Source organism: Pseudomonas borbori (assembly GCF_900115555.1).
GTDB classification, from domain to species: Bacteria; Pseudomonadota; Gammaproteobacteria; order Pseudomonadales; family Pseudomonadaceae; genus Aquipseudomonas; species Aquipseudomonas borbori.
Window position 1 is genome coordinate 105707 of the sequence record NZ_FOWX01000006.1, and the last position, 18159, is coordinate 123865.

The 18159-nt window shown below is 65.2% G+C and carries 13 protein-coding genes and 1 pseudogene; 7 read left to right on the top strand and 7 right to left on the bottom strand.

Translation table 11 applies throughout. The features are described from left to right. The first annotated feature begins 79 nt into the window (after nt 1-79). Nucleotides 80-301, top strand: coding sequence for an IS66 family insertion sequence element accessory protein TnpB (gene tnpB / locus BM315_RS06290; protein ID WP_090498945.1), 222 nt, complete (start codon nt 80-82; stop codon nt 299-301). Here the strand turns inward: tnpB and hrpB (BM315_RS06295) are convergent. Then, complete coding sequence (gene hrpB / locus BM315_RS06295) at nt 285-2804, bottom strand: ATP-dependent helicase HrpB (RefSeq protein ID WP_090499096.1); 2520 nt, start codon at nt 2802-2804, stop codon at nt 285-287. The genes tnpB and hrpB (BM315_RS06295) overlap by 17 nt on opposite strands. Nucleotides 2805-3028: 224 nt before the next feature. Beyond that, nucleotides 3029-5514: pseudogene (hrpB, locus tag BM315_RS06300) on the bottom strand (ATP-dependent helicase HrpB); the annotation flags it as partial. A 140-nt stretch (nt 5515-5654) separates the two neighbouring features. Here hrpB (BM315_RS06300) and BM315_RS06305 point away from each other — a divergent pair. The 5 genes from BM315_RS06305 (at nt 5655) to BM315_RS06325 (ending at nt 9062) form a co-directional block, all read left to right on the top strand. Next, nucleotides 5655-6074, top strand: coding sequence for a polyribonucleotide nucleotidyltransferase (locus BM315_RS06305; protein ID WP_090498947.1), 420 nt, complete (start codon nt 5655-5657; stop codon nt 6072-6074). Nucleotides 6075-6168: 94 nt separating this feature from the next. Further along, on the top strand, nt 6169-7026 hold the full coding sequence (locus tag BM315_RS06310; RefSeq protein ID WP_141123932.1) for a cation diffusion facilitator family transporter: 858 nt from the start codon (nt 6169-6171) through the stop codon (nt 7024-7026). Between the two features lie 111 nt (nt 7027-7137). Then, nucleotides 7138-7893, top strand: coding sequence for a VIT1/CCC1 transporter family protein (locus BM315_RS06315; protein WP_090498951.1), 756 nt, complete (start codon nt 7138-7140; stop codon nt 7891-7893). Between the two features lie 346 nt (nt 7894-8239). Continuing rightward, a complete protein-coding gene (locus BM315_RS06320) occupies nt 8240-8719 on the top strand; it encodes an Lrp/AsnC family transcriptional regulator (protein ID WP_090498953.1) in 480 nt (159 codons plus the stop codon). Nucleotides 8720-8858: 139 nt separating this feature from the next. Continuing rightward, nucleotides 8859-9062 carry a DUF2788 domain-containing protein gene (locus tag BM315_RS06325; protein ID WP_090498955.1) on the top strand — a complete coding sequence of 68 codons (204 nt, stop codon included), beginning with the start codon at nt 8859-8861 and terminating at the stop codon, nt 9060-9062. A gap of 270 nt (nt 9063-9332) precedes the next feature. Here BM315_RS06325 and BM315_RS06330 read toward each other — a convergent pair whose 3' ends face one another. Then, a complete protein-coding gene (locus BM315_RS06330) occupies nt 9333-9899 on the bottom strand; it encodes a pseudouridine synthase (protein ID WP_170862168.1) in 567 nt (188 codons plus the stop codon). A 205-nt stretch (nt 9900-10104) separates the two neighbouring features. Here BM315_RS06330 and ahr point away from each other — a divergent pair, with 205 nt between their 5' ends. Then, nucleotides 10105-11139, top strand: a complete 1035-nt coding sequence (gene ahr, locus BM315_RS06335; RefSeq protein WP_090499099.1) for an NADPH-dependent aldehyde reductase Ahr — start codon at nt 10105-10107, stop codon at nt 11137-11139. A gap of 68 nt (nt 11140-11207) precedes the next feature. On the opposite strand, the gene amn is transcribed toward ahr, so the two are convergent. The 4 genes from amn to BM315_RS06355 all read right to left on the bottom strand — a co-directional run bounded on the left by amn (nt 11208) and on the right by BM315_RS06355 (nt 17837). Next, nucleotides 11208-12683 (bottom strand): AMP nucleosidase, encoded by a 1476-nt coding sequence (amn, locus tag BM315_RS06340; RefSeq protein WP_244527260.1) that lies wholly within the window; start codon nt 12681-12683, stop codon nt 11208-11210. Nucleotides 12684-12915: 232 nt separating this feature from the next. Further along, a complete protein-coding gene (locus tag BM315_RS06345; RefSeq protein WP_090498961.1) occupies nt 12916-14565 on the bottom strand; it encodes an acyl-CoA dehydrogenase family protein in 1650 nt (549 codons plus the stop codon). Next, nucleotides 14562-15215: a TetR/AcrR family transcriptional regulator gene (locus BM315_RS06350; RefSeq protein WP_090498964.1), complete on the bottom strand. Its 654-nt coding sequence runs from the start codon at nt 15213-15215 to the stop codon at nt 14562-14564. Before BM315_RS06350 ends, BM315_RS06345 begins: the two co-directional genes overlap by 4 nt. Nucleotides 15216-15455: 240 nt before the next feature. After that, nucleotides 15456-17837 (bottom strand): hybrid sensor histidine kinase/response regulator, encoded by a 2382-nt coding sequence (locus BM315_RS06355; protein ID WP_090498966.1) that lies wholly within the window; start codon nt 17835-17837, stop codon nt 15456-15458. Nucleotides 17838-18159 lie beyond the last annotated feature (322 nt).

Sequence of the window (18159 nt, forward strand, 5' to 3'; positions counted from 1 at the left end):
CCATAAACCCCATCTTCAAATGATCCGAGGGCCAGCCCAGCTAAAGCTGTGCTCCAATTTCTTTCTGGAGCCAGCCTCCATGATGCGTCCCGACGCCAAAGTCGAAAAAGTCTATATTTACCCCAAGCCGGTAGATTTCCGGAAAACCATCGACGGTCTGGCCGCTCCGATCGAGCTGAATATCAAGGTGGCTGTGTTCGATTCGGAGCTGTTAGTCCTCCTCAACAAGTCGCGTATCCGCCGCAAGCTCTGCGTCAGACCTGTGCCCCCCCCCACTGGTGGATCTATGAGCGAGGCTTGACCTTGGCTGTCGGTTCAGCCTCCATTGGATCCTCAGGCCACCGATGCTTAGGATACCGGCCCTTCAGGTCTTTCTTTACCTCGGCATATGTATTGGCCCAGAAGTTCGCTAAATCCTGAGTGACCTGGACAGGTCGTCGTGCTGGCGATAGGAGGTGCAGCAACACACTCTGTCGGCCACCGACGATGCGCGGTGTTTCAGCCAGCCCAAATAGCTCCTGCAACCTCACGGCGAGTACAGGCGGACGATCTGAGTAGTCGATGGCAATACGCGAACCTGAAGGCACCTGCAGTGCTTTGGGAGCCAGTTCATCAAGTCGCTGGGGAAGCGGCCAGACCAGCAGTCCCAACAGAATTTTTTGCAGGTCGAGATTGGCAAAATGGCTGAGCCGGCTTACTTTCCCCAAGTACGGAGCCAGCCATTCCTCAAGCGTGGCAAGCAGTGCAGCATCAGACAGGTCAGGCCACTCACTTCGGCCTTGCTCTTCCAGATCTAATTGGCGAATAAGCGCAACACGCGCCTGCCATTGGCGTAATTCCGAAGTCCAGGGGAGCAACTCTAAACCCTTGTGGCGAACATGGTCAGATAAAGCCTTGATGCGCGCGTCCTCATCGAGCCTTAGCAGGGAGTCAGAGCTCAGTACAAGTTCACCCACACAGAGTTGCCTTTCTGCCCTGAGGACACCTTCACGCTCATCCCACTCGATCTTGTCGCGCCGAACCACTTGCTCAGCAAGCACTGTGTCGAAAAGCTCAGGGGCAAGTGCCGCTGCGAGATAGATGCGCTCTTCGCGTTGCCCTTGACGACTACCAAGATCAGCGACTACAAGCCAAGGTTGTTTCATGAGTGCGTCCGGCTCACCGAACTGAGCAGCGCGCCCATTTGCGAGCTTGTAGTCAGCACCACCAGCACGGCGCTGCCGCGCTACGCGGTCGGGGTACGCAAAAGCTAGAAGAGCGCCCAACCAACGCGCATCTTCAGGGTCTGCTACGGGATCTAGCGCCTGGCCTCTTAGGAGACCTCTGAACTGCCGTGCGAGCTGGCGAGCACGCTGAACTGCACCTCGGCTCGCCCGCGAAGATGTCTCGTTTGCCATAACCGCTATGCGATCATGAAGATCCGCCCCACTACCGCGAAGGATGTCTTTTTCTCCCAGCAGAGCAGCTATATCGCAAGCAAGTCGACCAAGCCCAAACGCCTGCCCACGAAGTAAAAGGTGCGCTATTCGCGGGTGCGTTGGCAGCCCGGCCATGGCCTGACCATGAGTGCTAATCACACCCCGTTCATTCAATGCGCCAAGTCGCGACAGTAAATCACATGCCTGAGCAAATGCTGCTGATGGAGGCGCATCAAGCCAAGCGAGATCTTCGGGCTTAACCCCCCATCGGGCGAGCTGAAGTGCCAGCCCAGATAGATCTGCCTGCAGAATTTCAGCGGAATCATAAGAAGCTAGGTGGTCATGTTGGTCCTCGGACCAAAGGCGATAGCAAATACCTGCCTCAAGGCGTCCCGCTCGACCAGCACGCTGAGTGGCTGCCGCGCGCGAAATCCGTTGCGTGACGAGACGGGTCATACCGCTGGCAGGGTCGAAGCGAGGCACCCTCGCCATGCCGGCATCAATCACTACACGTACACCATCAATGGTCAGGCTCGTCTCTGCGATATTGGTGGCCAATACCACCTTACGCTTGCCGGCCGGCGCTGACTCGATAGCTGACCTCTGGGAAGTCAGATCCAACTCACCATGAAGCGGACAAAGCAAGATCTCACTGTGCCCATCAAGGTGCTCAAGAAGTTGTGCGTGAACGCGACGGATTTCAGCCTGACCCGGTAGAAAGACCAAGACACTGCCGCGTTGATCGGCAATTGCTTGTAGGCACGCATGAACAACCCTGGGTTCAAGAGCTTCACCAATCTGATAAGGTTTCCCCCAGACCATAGTGACGGGAAACATTCGTCCCTCACTGGTCACGATGGGTGCATCATTCAGCAATCTGGAAAGCCGCCCGCCTTCAAGCGTGGCTGACATCAACAGGATCTTCAGGGGATGGCTTTCATCCCGCAGAAGCTCACGCCCATTCAGACATAAAGCGAGAGCCAGATCAGCATCAAGCGTCCTAAGGTGAAACTCGTCGAATATGACCATCCCTACGCCTTCGAGCGAAGGATCTTCCTGCAGTCTTCGAGACAGAATCCCTTCAGTAACTACCTCAATTCTGGTACGAGGCCCGACCTTACTTTCTAACCGGATGCGATAACCCACAGTTTCGCCTACACGCTCCCCCAGCTCACTTGCTAAACGCTCAGCTGCAGCCCGCGCAGCAAGACGTCGCGGCTCCAACATCAGAATTTTTTGACTACCAAGCCACGACTCAGAAAGCAGTGCTAGCGGGACGCGCGTTGTTTTACCCGCACCGGGAGGGGCTTCCAGAACGACTTCATCGCGCGCCAACAAAGCAGTTCGTAATGCCGGGAGAGCGGCGTCGATAGGAAGTGTATTCATCATGCGCCCGATCTGGCGAAACAATATGTTGATGCTGGCCCGTAGTTAATTGGCTTAGGTTCATGCCAGTAAATCAAGGCGCTCCTTAATCGATAGCGGAGCTGCATCAGCAGCGCGCTCAGGTGGCGAGTCAACGCCCACAAGTTACATGCTGCAAACTGCCCCCAATACGTCAAGCTTCCCGAGTTACAGGATGCAGGAGTCAATGCCGAGTTACGTGATAGCTTGGGGTAGCGGCCCTTGAGGTCCTTCTTCACCTCGGCGTAGGTGCTGCGCCAGAAATTGCCCAGATCCTGGGTCACCTGCACCGGCCGCCGCGCCGGCGACAGCAGGTGCAGCTTGACCACTTGCCGGCCGCCGGCGATGCGCGGCGTCTCGGCCAGGCCGAAAAGTTCCTGCAGGCGCACCGCCAGCACCGGCGGCTGCTCGCTGTAATCCAGGCCGATGCGCGAGCCGGACGGCACCTGCAAGCTGCGCGGCGCCAGTTCCTCGAGGCGCTGCGGCAGCGGCCAGGGCAACAGGTTGTGCAGCAGTGCGGACAAATCCAGATTGGCGAAATGGCTGAGGCGCTTGACCTTGCCCAGGTAGGGTTGCAGCCAGTCCTCCAGGCTGGCGAGCAGCGCCGCATCGCTGACATCCGGCCACTCGCTGACGCCCTTGGCGGCCAGATCCAGTTCACGCAGCAGGGCCACGCGCGCCTGCCACTGACGCAGTTCCGGGGTCCAGGACAGCAGCGCCAGGCCCTTGCGCCGCACCAGGCCAAGCAAGGCGCGGCTGCGCGCGGCCTCATCCAGGCCGGTCAACGGCTCGCGCTCGAGCACCAATTCACCGACCTTGCGCTGGCGTTCCGCGCGCAGCACGCCTTCGCGTTCGTCCCAGTCCAGCGCCTCGTGCACGCTGACCTGCTCGGCCAGCACCGTCTCGAACAACTGCGGCTCAAGGTCGGCGGCCAAGTAGATGCGTTCCTCGCGCTGGCCTTGGCGGCTGCCGAGATCGGCCAGCACCAACCATTCATGCTTCATCAGTGCATCGGCCTCGGCGAACAGCGCCGCACGGCCGTTGGCCAGGCGGTATTCGGCGCCGCCCGCGCGGCGCTGTTGGGCCACCCGATCAGGGTAGGCGAACGCCAGCAAGGCGCCGAGCCAGCGCGGGTGTTCGGGGTCGGCAACCGGAGTGCCTACTGGGCTGCGCTTGAGATAGCCCTGGAACTGCCGGGCCAACTGCCGCGCCCGCTGCACCCCGCCTTGGCCGCCACTCCGGTGGCTGCCACGCGCGGTCTTGCTCTCGCCGCTGAGCAAGGCGATGCGGCTGTGCAAATCGGCGCCCGCGCCTCTCAGAATGTCGCGCTCGCCGAGCAAGGCGGCCAGGTCGCAGGCCAGCGCCCCCAGGCCCAGGGCCTGGCCGCGCAGCAGCAGGGGGGCGATGCGCGGATGCGCCGGCAATTCGGCCATGGCCTGGCCGTGGGCCGTCAGCACCCCGCGCTGATCCAGCGCGCCGAGGCGGGTCAGCAGGTCCAGCGCCTGGGCATAGGCCGCGGCCGGTGGCGGGTCGAGCCAGGTCAGTTCCGCCGGGGTCACGCCCCAGCGCGCCAGCTGCAGGGCCAAGCCGGCCAGGTCGGCCTGGAGGATTTCCGCCGCACCGTAGGCGGCGAGCTGCTCGTGCTGGTGCTGCGACCACAGGCGATAGCAACTGCCCGGCTGCAAGCGCCCGGCACGGCCGGCACGCTGGGTGGCGCTGGCGCGGGAGATGCGCTGGGTATCCAGGCGGGTCATGCCGCTGCCCGGATCGAAGCGCGGCACCCGCGCCAGGCCGGCGTCCACCACGACGCGCACGCCGTCGATGGTCAGGCTGGTCTCGGCGATATTGGTCGCCAGCACCACCTTGCGCGTGCCGGCCGGCGCGGGTTCGATGGCCGCGCGCTGGGCGCTGAGGTCCAGCTCGCCATGCAGCGGACACAGCAGTATCTCGCTGCGCCCGGCCAGGGCCTCGGCCAACTGCTCGTTGACCCGGCGGATCTCCGCCTGCCCGGGGAGGAACACCAGCAGGCTGCCCGGCTCGTCGGCCAGCGCCTGCAACACCGTCTGCACCACCCTGGGTTCGAGCCACTCGCCGGGTTGATAGGGCGCACCCCAGCGCAGCTCCACCGGGAACATGCGCCCCTCGCTGCGCAGCACCGGCGCATCGGCGAGCAGCGCGGCCAGCTTCTCGCCTTCCAGCGTCGCCGACATCAGCAACACCTTGAGCGCCGGCTCGCCGGAATCCTCGCCGCGCAACATGCTGCGGCCGTTGAGACACAGGGCCAAAGCCAGGTCGGCATCCAGGCTGCGCTCACGCATTCGTCGAAGATCACCAGGCCGATCCCTTCCAGCGCCGGATCGTCCTGCAGGCGGCGGGCGAGAATACCCTCGGTGACCACCTCGATACGGGTGCGCGGGCCGACCTTGCTGTCCAGACGGATGCGGTAGCCGACGGTCTCGCCGACCGCCTCGCCCAGCTCGCTGGCCAGGCGTTCGGCGGCGGCCCGCGCGGCCAGACGCCGTGGTTCGAGCATGATGATGCGCTGCCCGGCCAGCCAGGGTTCGTCCAGCAGCGCCAGCGGCACGCGGGTGGTCTTGCCGGCGCCGGGCGGGGCCTCCAGCACCGCTTCGTGACGGCTCGCCAGGGCTTGGCGCAGCGCGGGTAACAGGACGTCGATAGGCAAGGAATTCATGCGGGCTCCAATCTGGCCGGCGATTATAGCGGCGAACCGCCACCCTGCTCTGCAGGTCTTAATTCAGTCATATCAATGCGCAGCAGTTTTGCCACAGCCGGCTTGCTATAGTTGCGCCAACTTTTCCCTGGAGGTGCTCGATGCGCACGCAATCCCGCATTATCGGCAGCGTTCTCGCCGTCGCCCTGTTCACCCAACTGAGCGCCTGCGGCACCCTGTTCTTCCCCGATCGGCGCGGCCAGATCGACGGCCGGATCGACCCGGTGGTGGCGGCGCTGAATGCCATCGGCATCCTGTTCTACGTGATCCCCGGCCTGATCGCCTTCGGCATCGACTTCGCCACCGGCGCCATCTACCTGCCGAACGGGCACAGCGCCCAGATCGACCCGCAAGAGTTGCGCAAGGTCGTGGATGCCGAGGGCAAGATCGACCACGCCCGGCTCAAGGCCCTGATCGAACAGCACACCGGCCACAGCCTGCCGCTCGACGACCCGCGCCTGATCCACAGCAGCGCCAGCGCCGAACAACTGGCGGCTTACGGTCTGCGTCCGGCCGCTTGAACCTGACCCAGCACAATCCTGGCCGGGCCCTCGTGGCCCGGCCTGCTAGCGAGAGCAAGATCCTGTGAGCATACCGCCGCAGCACGCCCGCCTGATGCGTCAGGCCACCTTGGCGGCGCTGGCCGTGGCCTTGACCCTGGCCCTGGCCAAAGCCATCGCCTGGTGGTTGAGCGGCTCGGTCAGCCTGCTGGCCGGCCTCACCGACTCGCTGCTGGATGGCGCCGCCTCCCTGCTCAACCTGATCGCCGTGCACTACGCCTTGCGCCCGGCGGACGAAGACCATCGCTACGGCCACGGCAAGGCCGAGGCCCTGGCCGGACTCGCCCAGGCGCTGTTCATCGGTATCAGTGCGCTGCTGGTCGGCGCGCATGGCCTGGAGCGCCTGCTCAACCCGCAGCCGCTTGGCGCGGCGACCCTGGGCGTGGCGGTGATGTTACTGTCGCTGGCGCTGACTGCCGCCCTGCTGCTGTTCCAGCACCACGTGGTGCGCGAAACCGGCTCCACCGCGATTCGCGCCGACTCGCTGCACTACCGCTCCGACCTGCTGCTCAACGCCAGCATCCTGCTCGCCCTGCTGCTGGCCAGCTTCGGCTGGCCACAACTGGATGCGCTGTTCGGTATCGGCATTGCCCTCTTCATCCTCTGGAGTGCAGTGAGCATCGCCCGCGAGGCCTCGGCCGTGCTGATGGACAAGGAGCTGGCGCCGGAGCTCAGCGAGCGCATGCACCTGTTGGCCTGCGGCATACCCGGGGTGCGCGGCGTACATGACCTGCGCACGCGCATGTCCGGCACCCGCTGGTTCGTCCAGTTGCACGTGGAGTTGCCCGGCGAGCTGAGCCTGTTGCAGGCCCATGAGCTCTGTGTGCAGGTGGAATACGCGATTCGCGCCGAATTCACCCGCGCCGAAGTGCTGGTGCATGCCGATCCGCTCGACCCGGCCAGCCCTCGATGATCGCCGCGGTTGCGACCAGAACCCGCCTGCGTTCGGGGGCCGTCAAAGGCATCGCCAAGCGCATTTCCCGCTTATGCTGAGAGGGCGTATCAGCTCTGTGGAGCCGGCCCCATGAAGAAGCCCAGCCTCGAGACGCTTTATCGCGAGCACCAACCCGAAGCGATCAAGAAGCGCCTGAACCACAAGAACGAACCGCAAACCATCTCCGATGCCGTACTCGGCGGCATCGACGGTTGCGTCACCACCTTTGCCATAGTCGCCGGTGCCGTCGGTGCGGGCTTCTCCGCCTCGGTCGCGCTGATCATGGGCTTCGCCAACCTGTTTGCCGATGGCTTCAGCATGGCCGTGAGCAACTACGAGGCGATCAAGGCCCAGCGCGAGTTCCGCGAACAGGCCCGGCGCATGGAAGAGGAACACATCGACAAGGTGCCCGCCGGCGAACGCGAAGAAATCCGCCAGTTGTTCTCCCGCAAGGGCTTCAGCGGCAGCATCCTCGAGGCGATCGTCACCACCATCAGCCAAGATCGCCAGCTCTGGGTGGAAACCATGCTCATCGAAGAACACGGCCTGCAGACCGTCGAACTGAACCCCACCCGCTCGGCCGCCGTGACCTTCACGACCTTCCTGATCGCCGGCGCCATCCCCTTGTTGCCGTTGTTCTTCACCAGCCTGGGCATCCAGCGCCAATTCTTCCTGAGCACGGCCCTGGCCGCGGCGGTGTTCTTTTCCATCGGCATGCTGAAGAGCCTGGTGTTCGCCCAACCGCTGCTGCGCGCCGGCCTCGGCACTCTGCTCACCGGCGGTGCGGCGGCCGCCCTGGCGTACCTGACCGGATACCTGCTGCGTTATGTGTTCGGCATCGAATGATGCGATGCCTTGGGCACCGCCCAGAAAAAAGGGAGACCTGGCGGTCTCCCTTTTTTCTTGCCCGGGGCAAGTGTCCGTTACTGGCAATTCTGTCGCCGCTTTCGTCGCCCGCCTGGTTGGGCAGTGCGGACCCGGGTGCCGTGACGGCCGGGTAGGGCCGGCGGCGCCGGTTCGCCTGGTTGAGCGAGCCGGGTGGACCTGTCGTCCGGGCCGTGAAACTGAGGTAAAGATTACCGAAGCAGGCGCAGTGAAAGATTGCGAATATTGCTGAATAACCTGCCGCTTGCGCAATTTTTAACTAACAGCGCATGATTATCAGCATTCAAACAATGAAAGCGCGCCAAACATGACCAGACTCGACCGCTACGACCTGAATATCCTCGCCGAACTGCAACGTGATGCCACCCTGTCCAATCAGGATCTGGCCGAGCGCATCGGCCTGTCGCCCTCACCCTGTTCGCGACGGGTCAAGCAACTGGAGGACGACGGCTACATCCTCGGCCAGGTCGCCCTGCTGGATCGCAAGAAGCTCGGCCTGACCCTCACCGCCTATGTCCTGATCGGCATGGACAAACACACCCCCGAGCGCTTCGAGCACTTCCAGCAGATAATCCGCCAATGCCCGGAAGTGCTGGAATGCAGCCTGGTCACCGGCATGGATGCCGACTACCAGCTCAAGGTGGTAGTGCCGGACATGGACCATTACCAACAGCTTCTGCTCGGCACCCTGACCCGCATCGAGGGCGTTTCCAGCGTGCGTTCGAGCTTCGTTTTGCAGCAGATCCTCTCCAACACCCAGTTGCCGCTGCAACACCTGCGCAATTGAGCGGCACTTACCGACGGTCGCTGACAAGCCCTGAGGCTGGCGTATAATCGCCGGCTCTTTGCTAACCCGGCTGCAATCCGGGGCGACTGCGCACGCCCCACTGCCATGGCCGGCCCGATGTCAGCCAATTGAGGTCACGATGGATCCGCAAGCATTCGAAGAGTTGATGATGACCGTGCTGGTCGGCGGCCTGGTGCTGTTCATGGCATTCATCGTCTGGGACCTGGCGAAGAAGTCCAAGGCCGGACGCTTCGGCACCATGATCCTGTTCCTCGCCCTGGGTCTGGGCGTACTCGGCTTTGTCATCAAGACCGTGGTGATCGCCGGAATGGAAGGCGTCTGAGCGGTTATTGAAAAGTCCCCCGGGGGCACAACCGGACGGCGTTTAGCTGCAGATCGTGGCGTTGGCCGCGTCAGGTTGGCATGGCCAACCCAACGCATCGCCCCGAGGTCGGGCCGCCTGCAAGAGCCGGCAACGTCACGCGCCTGTCGTAGGAGGGGCTTCAGCCGCGAATTCTTCGCAGCACAGCCAAAGCTCGGCGACTGAAGCGCCACGTCGCCCGGCCGCTCCAACGCAGCGGGCATTCTGATCGAATGCGCAAAAAACCACGCCCTACAAGCGCGCCTCGACCTCTTTCCACTCCCCCGGTTGCAGGCCGTCCAGGCTCCAGGGGCCGATGCGCACGCGCACCAGACGCAGGGTCGGCAGGCCCACCGCCGCGGTCATGCGCCTGACCTGGCGGTTGCGCCCCTCGCGAATCACCAGCTCCAGCCAGGCGGTCGGCACGCTCTTGCGAAAACGCACCGGCGGATTGCGCGGCCATAACTGCGGCTCATCCAGCACCCGCGCCTCGGCCGGCAGGGTCGGGCCGTCGTTCAGCTCGACGCCAGCGCGCAGGCGCTGCAGCTGCTCGGCCGTCGGCTGGCCTTCCACCTGCACCCAATAGGTTTTCGCCAGCTTGTGTCTGGGGTCGGCGATGCGTGCCTGCAGGCCACCGTCATTGGTCAGCAGCAGCAAGCCCTCGCTGTCGCGATCCAGGCGCCCGGCCGGATAGACCCCGGGCACCGCGACGAAGTCCTTGAGGGTGGCGCGGCCCTGCTGGTCGTTGAACTGGGTCAGGACATCGAAGGGCTTGTTCAGCAGCAGCAAGCGCGGCTCGGCCGGCGGCGCCTTGGCCAGCCGACGGGCGGCGGGCTTGCCAGCGGAACGCGAGGGTGCAGCAGAACGGGGCGGGCGCGGCATGCAGGCTCCGGGAGCGGAAAACGGGGTGGCCAGTGTAACCGAGGCCACCCTGCGGCCATCAACCGGACTTATGGGCGAGGCCTTCGCGGGCACGGGCGACTATGCTGGCAAGGCTCTGCTTGCCATGACCGAGGAAATCCGCATGAACGCCTCCGACTCCATACTCGACACCTTCACCGGCTGGGCCGCCAAGACGCCCGGCGCGCCCCTCGAACCGCACAGCTATGACCCCGGCCCGCTGGGCGGCGAAGAGGTCGAGGTGGCCGTGGAATACTGCGGCATCTGTCACTCCGACCAGTCGATGATCGACAACGAATGGGGCAACGCCCGCTATCCGTTCATCCCCGGTCACGAGGTGGTCGGCCGCATCGTCCGCCTCGGCGAGCAGGTGCGCGGCCTCGAACTCGGTCAGCGGGTCGGCATCGGCTGGTACAAGGGCAGCTGCATGCACTGCCACTCCTGCATGGAAGGCGCGCACCAACTCTGCGGCTCGGTAAAACCGACCATCGTCGGCAGCAACGGCGGTTTCGCCGACCGCCTGCGCAGCCACTGGGCCTGGGCCGTGCCGCTGCCGGATGGACTCGACCCGAGCCTGGTCGGCCCGCTGTTCTGCGCCGGCTCGACGGTGTTCAGCCCGCTGCTGGAGTTCGACGTCAAACCCACCGACAGGGTCGGCGTGGTCGGCATCGGCGGCCTCGGTCATTTGGCCCTGGGCTTTCTCAACGCCTGGGGCTGCGAGGTCACCGCCTTCACCTCGTCGCTGAACAAGCAGGAAGAAGCCAAGCGCCTGGGCGCGCACAAGGTCGTCGCCTCCACCGACAGCGCGGCGCTCAAGGCCATCGCCGGCAGCCTGGATTTCCTCCTGGTCACCGCCAGCGCCGACCTCGACTGGAACGCGCTGATCGGCACCCTCGGCGGCAAGGGCCGCCTGCACTTCGTCGGCATAGTGCCGAGCGCCATCCCGGTGCACGTGTTCAACCTGATCCCGCGCCAGCGCAGCCTGTCCGGCTCACCGGTGGGCTCGCCGGCGAGCATGGCGACCATGCTGGAGTTCTGCGCACGGCACCAGATCCTGCCGCAGGTCGAAATGTTCCCGATGAGCCGGGTCAACGACGCCATCGCCCACCTGCGCGCCGGCAAGGCACGCTACCGGGTGGTGCTGGACGCCAGCAAGTAACTCGACGTAGGGTGCGCCGTGCGCACAGCCCCCAACGGTGCGCACGGCACACCCTACACTCACCCAACCTAGCGAAACGGCGGCTCGTCGAAGCTGCGCAGCTTGCGCGAGTGCAGCGAGTTGAGCTGGCTGCGCAGCAGGTCGAGGGCGGCGATGCCGATGTGCAGGTGCTGGGTCACCGCCCGCTCGTAGAAGGCGCCGGCGGCGCCGGGCAGCTTGATTTCGCTGTGCAGCGGCTTGTCGGAAACGCACAACAGGGTGCCGTAGGGCACCCGCAGGCGATAGCCCTGGGCGGCGATGGTGCCGCTTTCCATGTCCACCGCCACGGCGCGCGCCAGGTTGATCAGCGGCCGCTCCTGGGCCCAGCGCAGCTCCCAGTTGCGGTCGTCGTAGGTCAGCACGGTGCCGGTGCGTAAACGCCGCTTGAGGGCGTCGCCACGCTCGCCGGTGACCTGCGCGGCGGCCTCCTGCAAGGCCATCTGCACTTCGGCCAGGGCCGGCAGGGGAATGTTCGGCGGCAGCACCCGGTCGAGAATGCCATCGCGGCGCATATAGGCGTGGGCCAGCACGTAGTCGCCGATGGTCTGCGATTGGCGCAGGCCGCCGCAGTGGCCGATCATCAGCCAGCAGTGCGGACGCAGCACGGCCAGGTGATCGGTGATGTTCTTCGCGTTGGACGGGCCGACGCCGATATTCACCAGGGTGATGCCATCGCCAGGGCTGGTGCCCTGCAGGTGGTAGGCCGGCATCTGGTAGCGGTGCCAGACCACGGTCTCGATGATCGCCTGCATCTCACCCTCGGCCATGCCGCGCTCGATCACCACGTTGCCCGGCAGCACCATGCGCACGAAACGCGAGTCGCCCTGCAGCACATCCAGGCCATGGCGAATGAACTGGTCGACATAGCGGTGATAGTTGGTCAGCAGGATCCACGGCTGCACATGGCGCCAATCGCTGCCGGTGTAATGCACCAGGCGGCGCAGGGAAAAATCCACCCGGGCGGCATCGAACAGGGCCAGCGGCAATTGCTCCGCGCCCTCCCAGTCGTACAGGCCATCGGCCGTGCCGTCGTTGGCGGCGGACAGGTCGGTGCTGGGGAACACCCGCGCCAGTTCGGCGGCGGTGATCCCCGAGCCGGCCAGCTCATCGCCGTGCTCGACCACATAGGGATAAGGAATATTCTGCTGGCTGGTGCCCACCTCGACCCGCACGGTGAAGTCCTGCATCAGCGGCTGCAGTTGCTCCAGCAGGTAATTGCGGAACGCCTCGGGGTGGGTGACGGTGATGCTGTAGGTGCCGGGCACCTGGACCTTGGCATAGGCGCGCACGGTGGCCGGCGCCTCGCCCTGGCCCTGATAGGTCAGACGCAGTTCCGGGTAGTGGAACTGGCTCAGCTGCGCAGCATCGGGCTTGATGCGTTCCTTGACATAGCGCTTGAGCGCCCGGCTCAGGGCGCCGGTGGCCTGCCGATGCAGGGCGGCCAGGCGATCCACGGCCTCTTCGGCAGTAGTGGCGACGACGAAGTCTTCTGAACTGAGGGTCACGGCAGCTATTCCTGGCTGAATACACGCGCCTATCTTGCCCTGATCGCCGCGCCTTGGCATAGCGCGGCGTGGCTACTGCGGCGGTCGCCTGAGCTCCACCGGCAACGGCTGCGCCGTCAAGAGCCCGCCCCGCCGGGTGCCGGGGTTGCCGCGCGGGTAGAAAGCCGACAGCGAACCCAGGCTGCCGGGCAAACACGTGCGCCGAGAGCACTCCCCCGCCAAGAAAGACAACTCAAAGCAGATGCGGCGTGCTGCGCGCCACCAAAGCGGCGACGTCGATGCCGCGTGGCAAGGTGCCATAGACCCGCCCGCCGTCGCCCAGGCGGCTGGCGATAAAGGCGTCGCTTACCGTGGCGTTGCCGGCTTCCAGCAGCAGTTTGGCCTGCAGGGCGACGGCCACGTCTTCGGTCAGTTGGCGGGCGCGGTACTGGATGTCGGCGCTGTCGGCAAAATCCGCCTGGAGTTTGTCGATATGCCGTTTCAGCCGGGCGTCGCCGTGGCCGTCGCCCAGTTCGGCGAACAGCGCGTCGAGCACGCCCGGCTCCTTGGACAGGGCTCGCAGGACGTCGAGGCACTGCACGTTGCCGGAACCTTCCCAGGTCGAGTTGACCGGTGCCTCACGGTACAGTCTTGGCAGGATGCTGTCTTCGACATAGCCGGCGCCGCCCATGCATTCGGCGGCCTCGTTGATCATGGCCGGCGCGCGCTTGCAGATCCAGTATTTGCCGACCGCGATGACCAGGCGGGCGAGCTTGTCTTCCTGCGGGTCTGCGGCGTTATCCAGGGCCTTGCCCATGCGCAGGGTCAGGGCCAGGGCGGCTTCGCTTTCCAGGGCCAGGTCGGCCAGGACGTTCTGCATCAGCGGCTGCTCGCTGAGCACGCGGCCGCCGACCTGGCGGTAGGCGCAGTGATGGGCGGCCTGGGTCAGGGCCTGCCGCATCAGGGCACTGGAGCCGACCATGCAGTCGAAGCGGGTCAGCGCGACCATTTCGATGATGGTCGGCACGCCGCGCCCCTCCTCGCCGACCATCCAGGCCAGGGCGCCGCGGTACTCGACTTCGCTGGAGGCATTCGACCAGTTGCCCAGTTTGTTCTTCAGGCGCTGGATATACAGCTCGTTGCGCGTGCCGTCCGGGCGGTGGCGCGGCAGCAGGAAGCAGGTCAGGCCCTTGTCGGTATAGGCCAGGGTCAGGAAGGCGTCGCACATGGGCGCCGAGCAGAACCATTTGTGCCCGACCAGTTCGTAGGCCTGGCCGGGCCCGCCAGCGCCGACCGGATAGGCGCGGGTGGTGTTGGCGCGCACGTCGGTGCCGCCCTGCTTCTCGGTCATGGCCATGCCGATGGTGGCGCCGCTCTTCTGCTCGATCGGCAGGTTGCGCGGGTCGTATTGGGTGGAGAGGATCTTCGGCAGCCAGATGTCGGCGATATCCGCCTGCAGCTTCAACGCCGGCACGCTGGCGTAGGTCATGGTCAGCGGACAGCCGCTGCCGGCCTCGGCCTGGCTGTGCAGGTAGCTCATGGCGGCGCGGGCGACCTGGGCGCCGGGGCGCGGGTCGGTCCAGGGCAGCGAGGGAATGCCGTGCTCGATGGCCGCGGCCATCAGCTGGTGATAGGCCGGGTGGTACTCGACCAGATCGATGCGCTGGCCATAGCGGTCGTGACTCTTGAACTGCGGCTTGTTCTCGTTGGCGAGAAAGCCGGCGGCCATCAGTTCGCCACCGGCCAGGGCGCCATAGGCGTCGATCCGCGCCTCGGCCCAGCCGCCGCCGAAGCGCTTGTTCCACTCCTGCAACGGCAGGTCGATGCGGTACAGATTGGCGCCGTCCAGCGGTGGCACCTGGTTGAACACTTCATGGGTTTCGGCATGCTGACTGGCATTCATGACTGTGGCTCCTTTTCGGGCAGCGGGGCGCCAACGGCGCGTAGACAGAAGGTGACCAGAGCCTGGCTGACGTCACTCAGGCTCGGGGCGGGATAACCCGCTTCGCGGGCGGCGCGGGCGGGGGGTGACAAGGGCCCGACCAGGGCTTCGGCGATAGCGCCGACCAGGCAGGCGGCGGTCAGGCCGAGATGGCTGACGCGGAACACGCCGGCGGCGTTGCCTTGCTCGAGCAGCTCGCCGAACGATTCGGCATAGGCCTCGCGAAAGAGCAGACGCTGCTCGTCGACCTGCGGTTCGACCGGCTCGGCGATCAGGGCGAAGGCCAGGCGCCGGCTGTGCCAGGCCCGCGCGGCGAACTGCTGCAAGCCGGCGGCCAGGCGCTCGGCGGGTGGTCCCGGGGCGCGCAAGGTCTGCTGCAGCGCCTCGAGCTCGCCCTGGCTGGCAACCGCGAAGACTTCGGCGGCCAACTCGCCCTTGTTGTGAAAATGGCGGTACAGGCTACCGGTGGCGATGCCCACGTCCTCGGCCAGCGCCTGCATGGTCAGGGCGGCAAAACCGCCAGCGGCGACACGGGCCAGGGCACTGGCGAGGATTCGCTGGCGCAGCGCCTGATCACGGTCGATACGTAGGGCTGTGGTGCGATAAGCCATGGTCTGAATCCTGATTCAATAACTGAACTCAGTGAATCATGATTCAGAGCTTGCACAAAGCGGCATTTCGGCCAAGAGGGAGGGCTGGGACAGCGGCTAGCGTGCTGTCTCAGAATTGTTGTTTCGATGACACCGTCTCGTAGGGTGCGCCGTGCGCACCACTGACAACCGGGTGCCTGGAGCGCACCCTGTACAGGCCAGCCGCTGCCGCTTGAACAATGATTATTACGAGACAGCACACTAGCCGGCGCGGCACAGCACCCAGTCGTGCAACAGGCCGCGCACGGCTTCGAACTTCACCGGCTTGGCCAGGTAGTCGCTCATGCCGGCGGCCAGGCAGCGCTCGCGGTCGCCGCTGTGGCTGTGGGCGGTGATCGCCAGCACCGGCAACTCGGCGCAGCCGGGCAGGATGCGCAGCGCCCGGCAGGTCGCGAACCCGTCCAGCACCGGCATCTGGCAATCCAGCAGCACCGCATCGACCGGTTCGCGCCGCAGCACCTCGAGCGCCTCGGCGCCGTTGTCGGCGGTAAGCACGCGGTAACCCAGCTTGAGCAGCATGCCGCGGGTCACCAGCTGGTTGATCGCGTTGTCCTCGACCACCAGCACCGTGCACTGCTCGGGGGAGCGCGCAAGCTGGGCAGGCGCCCGCGGTGCAGGTACAGGCGGTGCGGCCAGCGCGGACGGCAAGATCAGCGGCACCTGTACACGAAAGCGGCTGCCCTGGCCGGGCTGCGACTCGTGGCTGAGGCTGCCGCCCTGCAGGTCGACCAACTGTCGACAGATGGCCAGGCCGATGCCCAGGCCGCCGTACTCGCGCGTCATGGAGCCGTCCAGTTGATGGAAGTGCTGATACAGCGACGTCTCCTGCGACACACTGAAGCCCACGCCCGTGTCGATCACCTCGATGCTCAGCAGCAGGCCATCGGCCGTCGCTCCGACGCGCAAGCGGATCTCGCCGCGGCCGGTGAACTTGATGGCGTTGTCGAGCAGATAGCCGAGGCTCTGTGCCAGCTTGCCAGCATCGCCGGCAAGGGTATCGGGCAGGCTTTCGTCCAGCTCCAGAACGAAGCGCAGCCCTTTGTCCGCGGCACGCGCCGCGTACTGTGCGCGCAATCCGTCGAGCAACCCGCGCAGGCTGAACGGCTCGCGCCGCGGGTAGAGCTTGCCGGCCTGCAACTCGCTGAGAACGAGGATGTCGTCGACCATGCGCATCATGTCCCGCGCCGAACCGGCGGCGGTCTTCTGGTACTGCGCCAACTCGGCGTCCAGGTCGAGCGTCTGCATCAACTCCAGCGAGCCGATCACCCCGTTCATCGGTGTGCGCAACTCGTGGGTGACGCTGGCGAGGAATTCGTCCTTCAGGCGGTTGCTGTTGGCCAGTTGCTGGTTCAGCACCTCCAGCTTGTGCCCGCTATCCTGGAGAATCCGCGTGCGCTCCTCCTTCATCGCGTTGATCCGGTCGGCCAGGGCCAGTGACAGCAGGCCGACCTCCAGGGCCGAACCGATCTGGCTGGCGTACATGGTCAGGAACACATTGGGCAGGTAGCCGAGCACCATCAGGCTGTTGATCGCGCCGCCGAGCAGGAAGGCGCTCCAGGCGATGATGAAGTAGCGCGCCACGCGCATGCCGCGCAGCCAGGCGATGATCCCGGCAGCGAAGACCACCACGGTGAACAACAGCGCCAGGTAGGTAGCCAGGCGCAGCGACAGCGCATAGCTGACGGTCAGCGCCAGGATCATCACCCCGGCACCGCTGGCCATCAGCAACAGCAGCGTGCGGTCGACCCAGGGGCTGTGCTCGGCGGTATGCAGGAAGCTGCGCGCGAACTGGCAGCCGAACAGCGCCGCCGAGCCGATCAGAAAGGGCGTCGAGGCATTCGCCCACCAGGGGTTGTTCGGCCAGAAATACTCGATGCCGGCGCCGTTGACCGACACCTGATAGAGGCCGAACGAGGCGATATAGAGGATGTAATAGAGGTAGCTGGCATCCCTGACGCTGAGGAAGATGAACAGGTTGTAGATCAGCATCACCAGCAGCACGCCGTAGATGACGCCGAGCACATAGCTGCGCGCGGGCTGTTCTTCCAGGTAGGCAGTGGGTGCCCACAGACTCAACGGCGCCTGGATCGAGCCCTGGCTTTGCAGGCGCAGATAGACCCGCTGCGGCTGGTGCGGCTGCAGGTCGAGTTCGAACAGGTAGTTGTGGTGCCTGATCTGCCGGCTGGCGAATGGCAGCGAGTCGCCGGTACGCTGGGCCAGCTGGAACTTGCCCTGGCCATCCGCCAGGTACAGATCCAGCCGATCCAGCGGCGGATAGGCCAACTCCAGCAACCAGGGCTGCGGCCCGTCCGGCCGCTGCGGCCGCTGCGGCCGATATTCCAGATCCAGGCGCAGCCAGAATACCGAACGCGAATAACCGGCATTCAGCACCGGGGAGTCATGCCGACGAAAGCCCGCTTGCAGGGCCGACGAGGTGACTTCGTCGATAGTCGCATCGCCACGCACATCCTCGAATACCTGCATGGCCTGGCCAAGCGGCAGCATGCGGGTATGCTCATCGAAGACCACGGCAGAGGCGCACAGCGGCCAGACTGCGAACAGCAGAATCAAGAGATAGCGCATGCGGCCCCACGAAGACAAAGTCGGGTAATGTCGGATTGCGCCGGAGATGCCCTGCTCTCCTGGCTGACGCCGCCTCGCCTACCCGGTTATATGAATGGCCGCCACTCTAGCACAGGCTTTGCGCGGGCAAACGGCAGCTGGCGCGAACAGCATGGGCATGCCCTGCAAGGCTCTGGAATAGGCGCCAGGGGCCAACAGGGAGGCCATCAGCGAAGCGCTGGCGCAAACTGTCGCCACGATCAGGATCTGCCGCCGCGGGCGGGGCGACTTGACTCGATCGCCGCACATTCCCGCCGGTTCAATCGGGGCCGTTTAATGCTAA

Coding starts and splice junctions, on each gene's coding strand:
- ahr (WP_090499099.1), top strand. CDS start 10,105: ATGAACGCCTCCGACTCCATACTCGACACCTTCACCGGCTGGGCCGCC.
- BM315_RS06315 (WP_090498951.1), top strand. CDS start 7,138: ATGAAGAAGCCCAGCCTCGAGACGCTTTATCGCGAGCACCAACCCGAA.
- BM315_RS06325 (WP_090498955.1), top strand. CDS start 8,859: ATGGATCCGCAAGCATTCGAAGAGTTGATGATGACCGTGCTGGTCGGC.
- BM315_RS06305 (WP_090498947.1), top strand. CDS start 5,655: ATGCGCACGCAATCCCGCATTATCGGCAGCGTTCTCGCCGTCGCCCTG.
- BM315_RS06310 (WP_141123932.1), top strand. CDS start 6,169: ATGCGTCAGGCCACCTTGGCGGCGCTGGCCGTGGCCTTGACCCTGGCC.
- BM315_RS06345 (WP_090498961.1), bottom strand. CDS start 14,565: ATGAATGCCAGTCAGCATGCCGAAACCCATGAAGTGTTCAACCAGGTG.
- BM315_RS06320 (WP_090498953.1), top strand. CDS start 8,240: ATGACCAGACTCGACCGCTACGACCTGAATATCCTCGCCGAACTGCAA.
- tnpB (WP_090498945.1), top strand. CDS start 80: ATGATGCGTCCCGACGCCAAAGTCGAAAAAGTCTATATTTACCCCAAG.
- BM315_RS06350 (WP_090498964.1), bottom strand. CDS start 15,215: ATGGCTTATCGCACCACAGCCCTACGTATCGACCGTGATCAGGCGCTG.
- BM315_RS06355 (WP_090498966.1), bottom strand. CDS start 17,837: ATGCGCTATCTCTTGATTCTGCTGTTCGCAGTCTGGCCGCTGTGCGCC.
- hrpB (WP_090499096.1), bottom strand. CDS start 2,804: ATGAATACACTTCCTATCGACGCCGCTCTCCCGGCATTACGAACTGCT.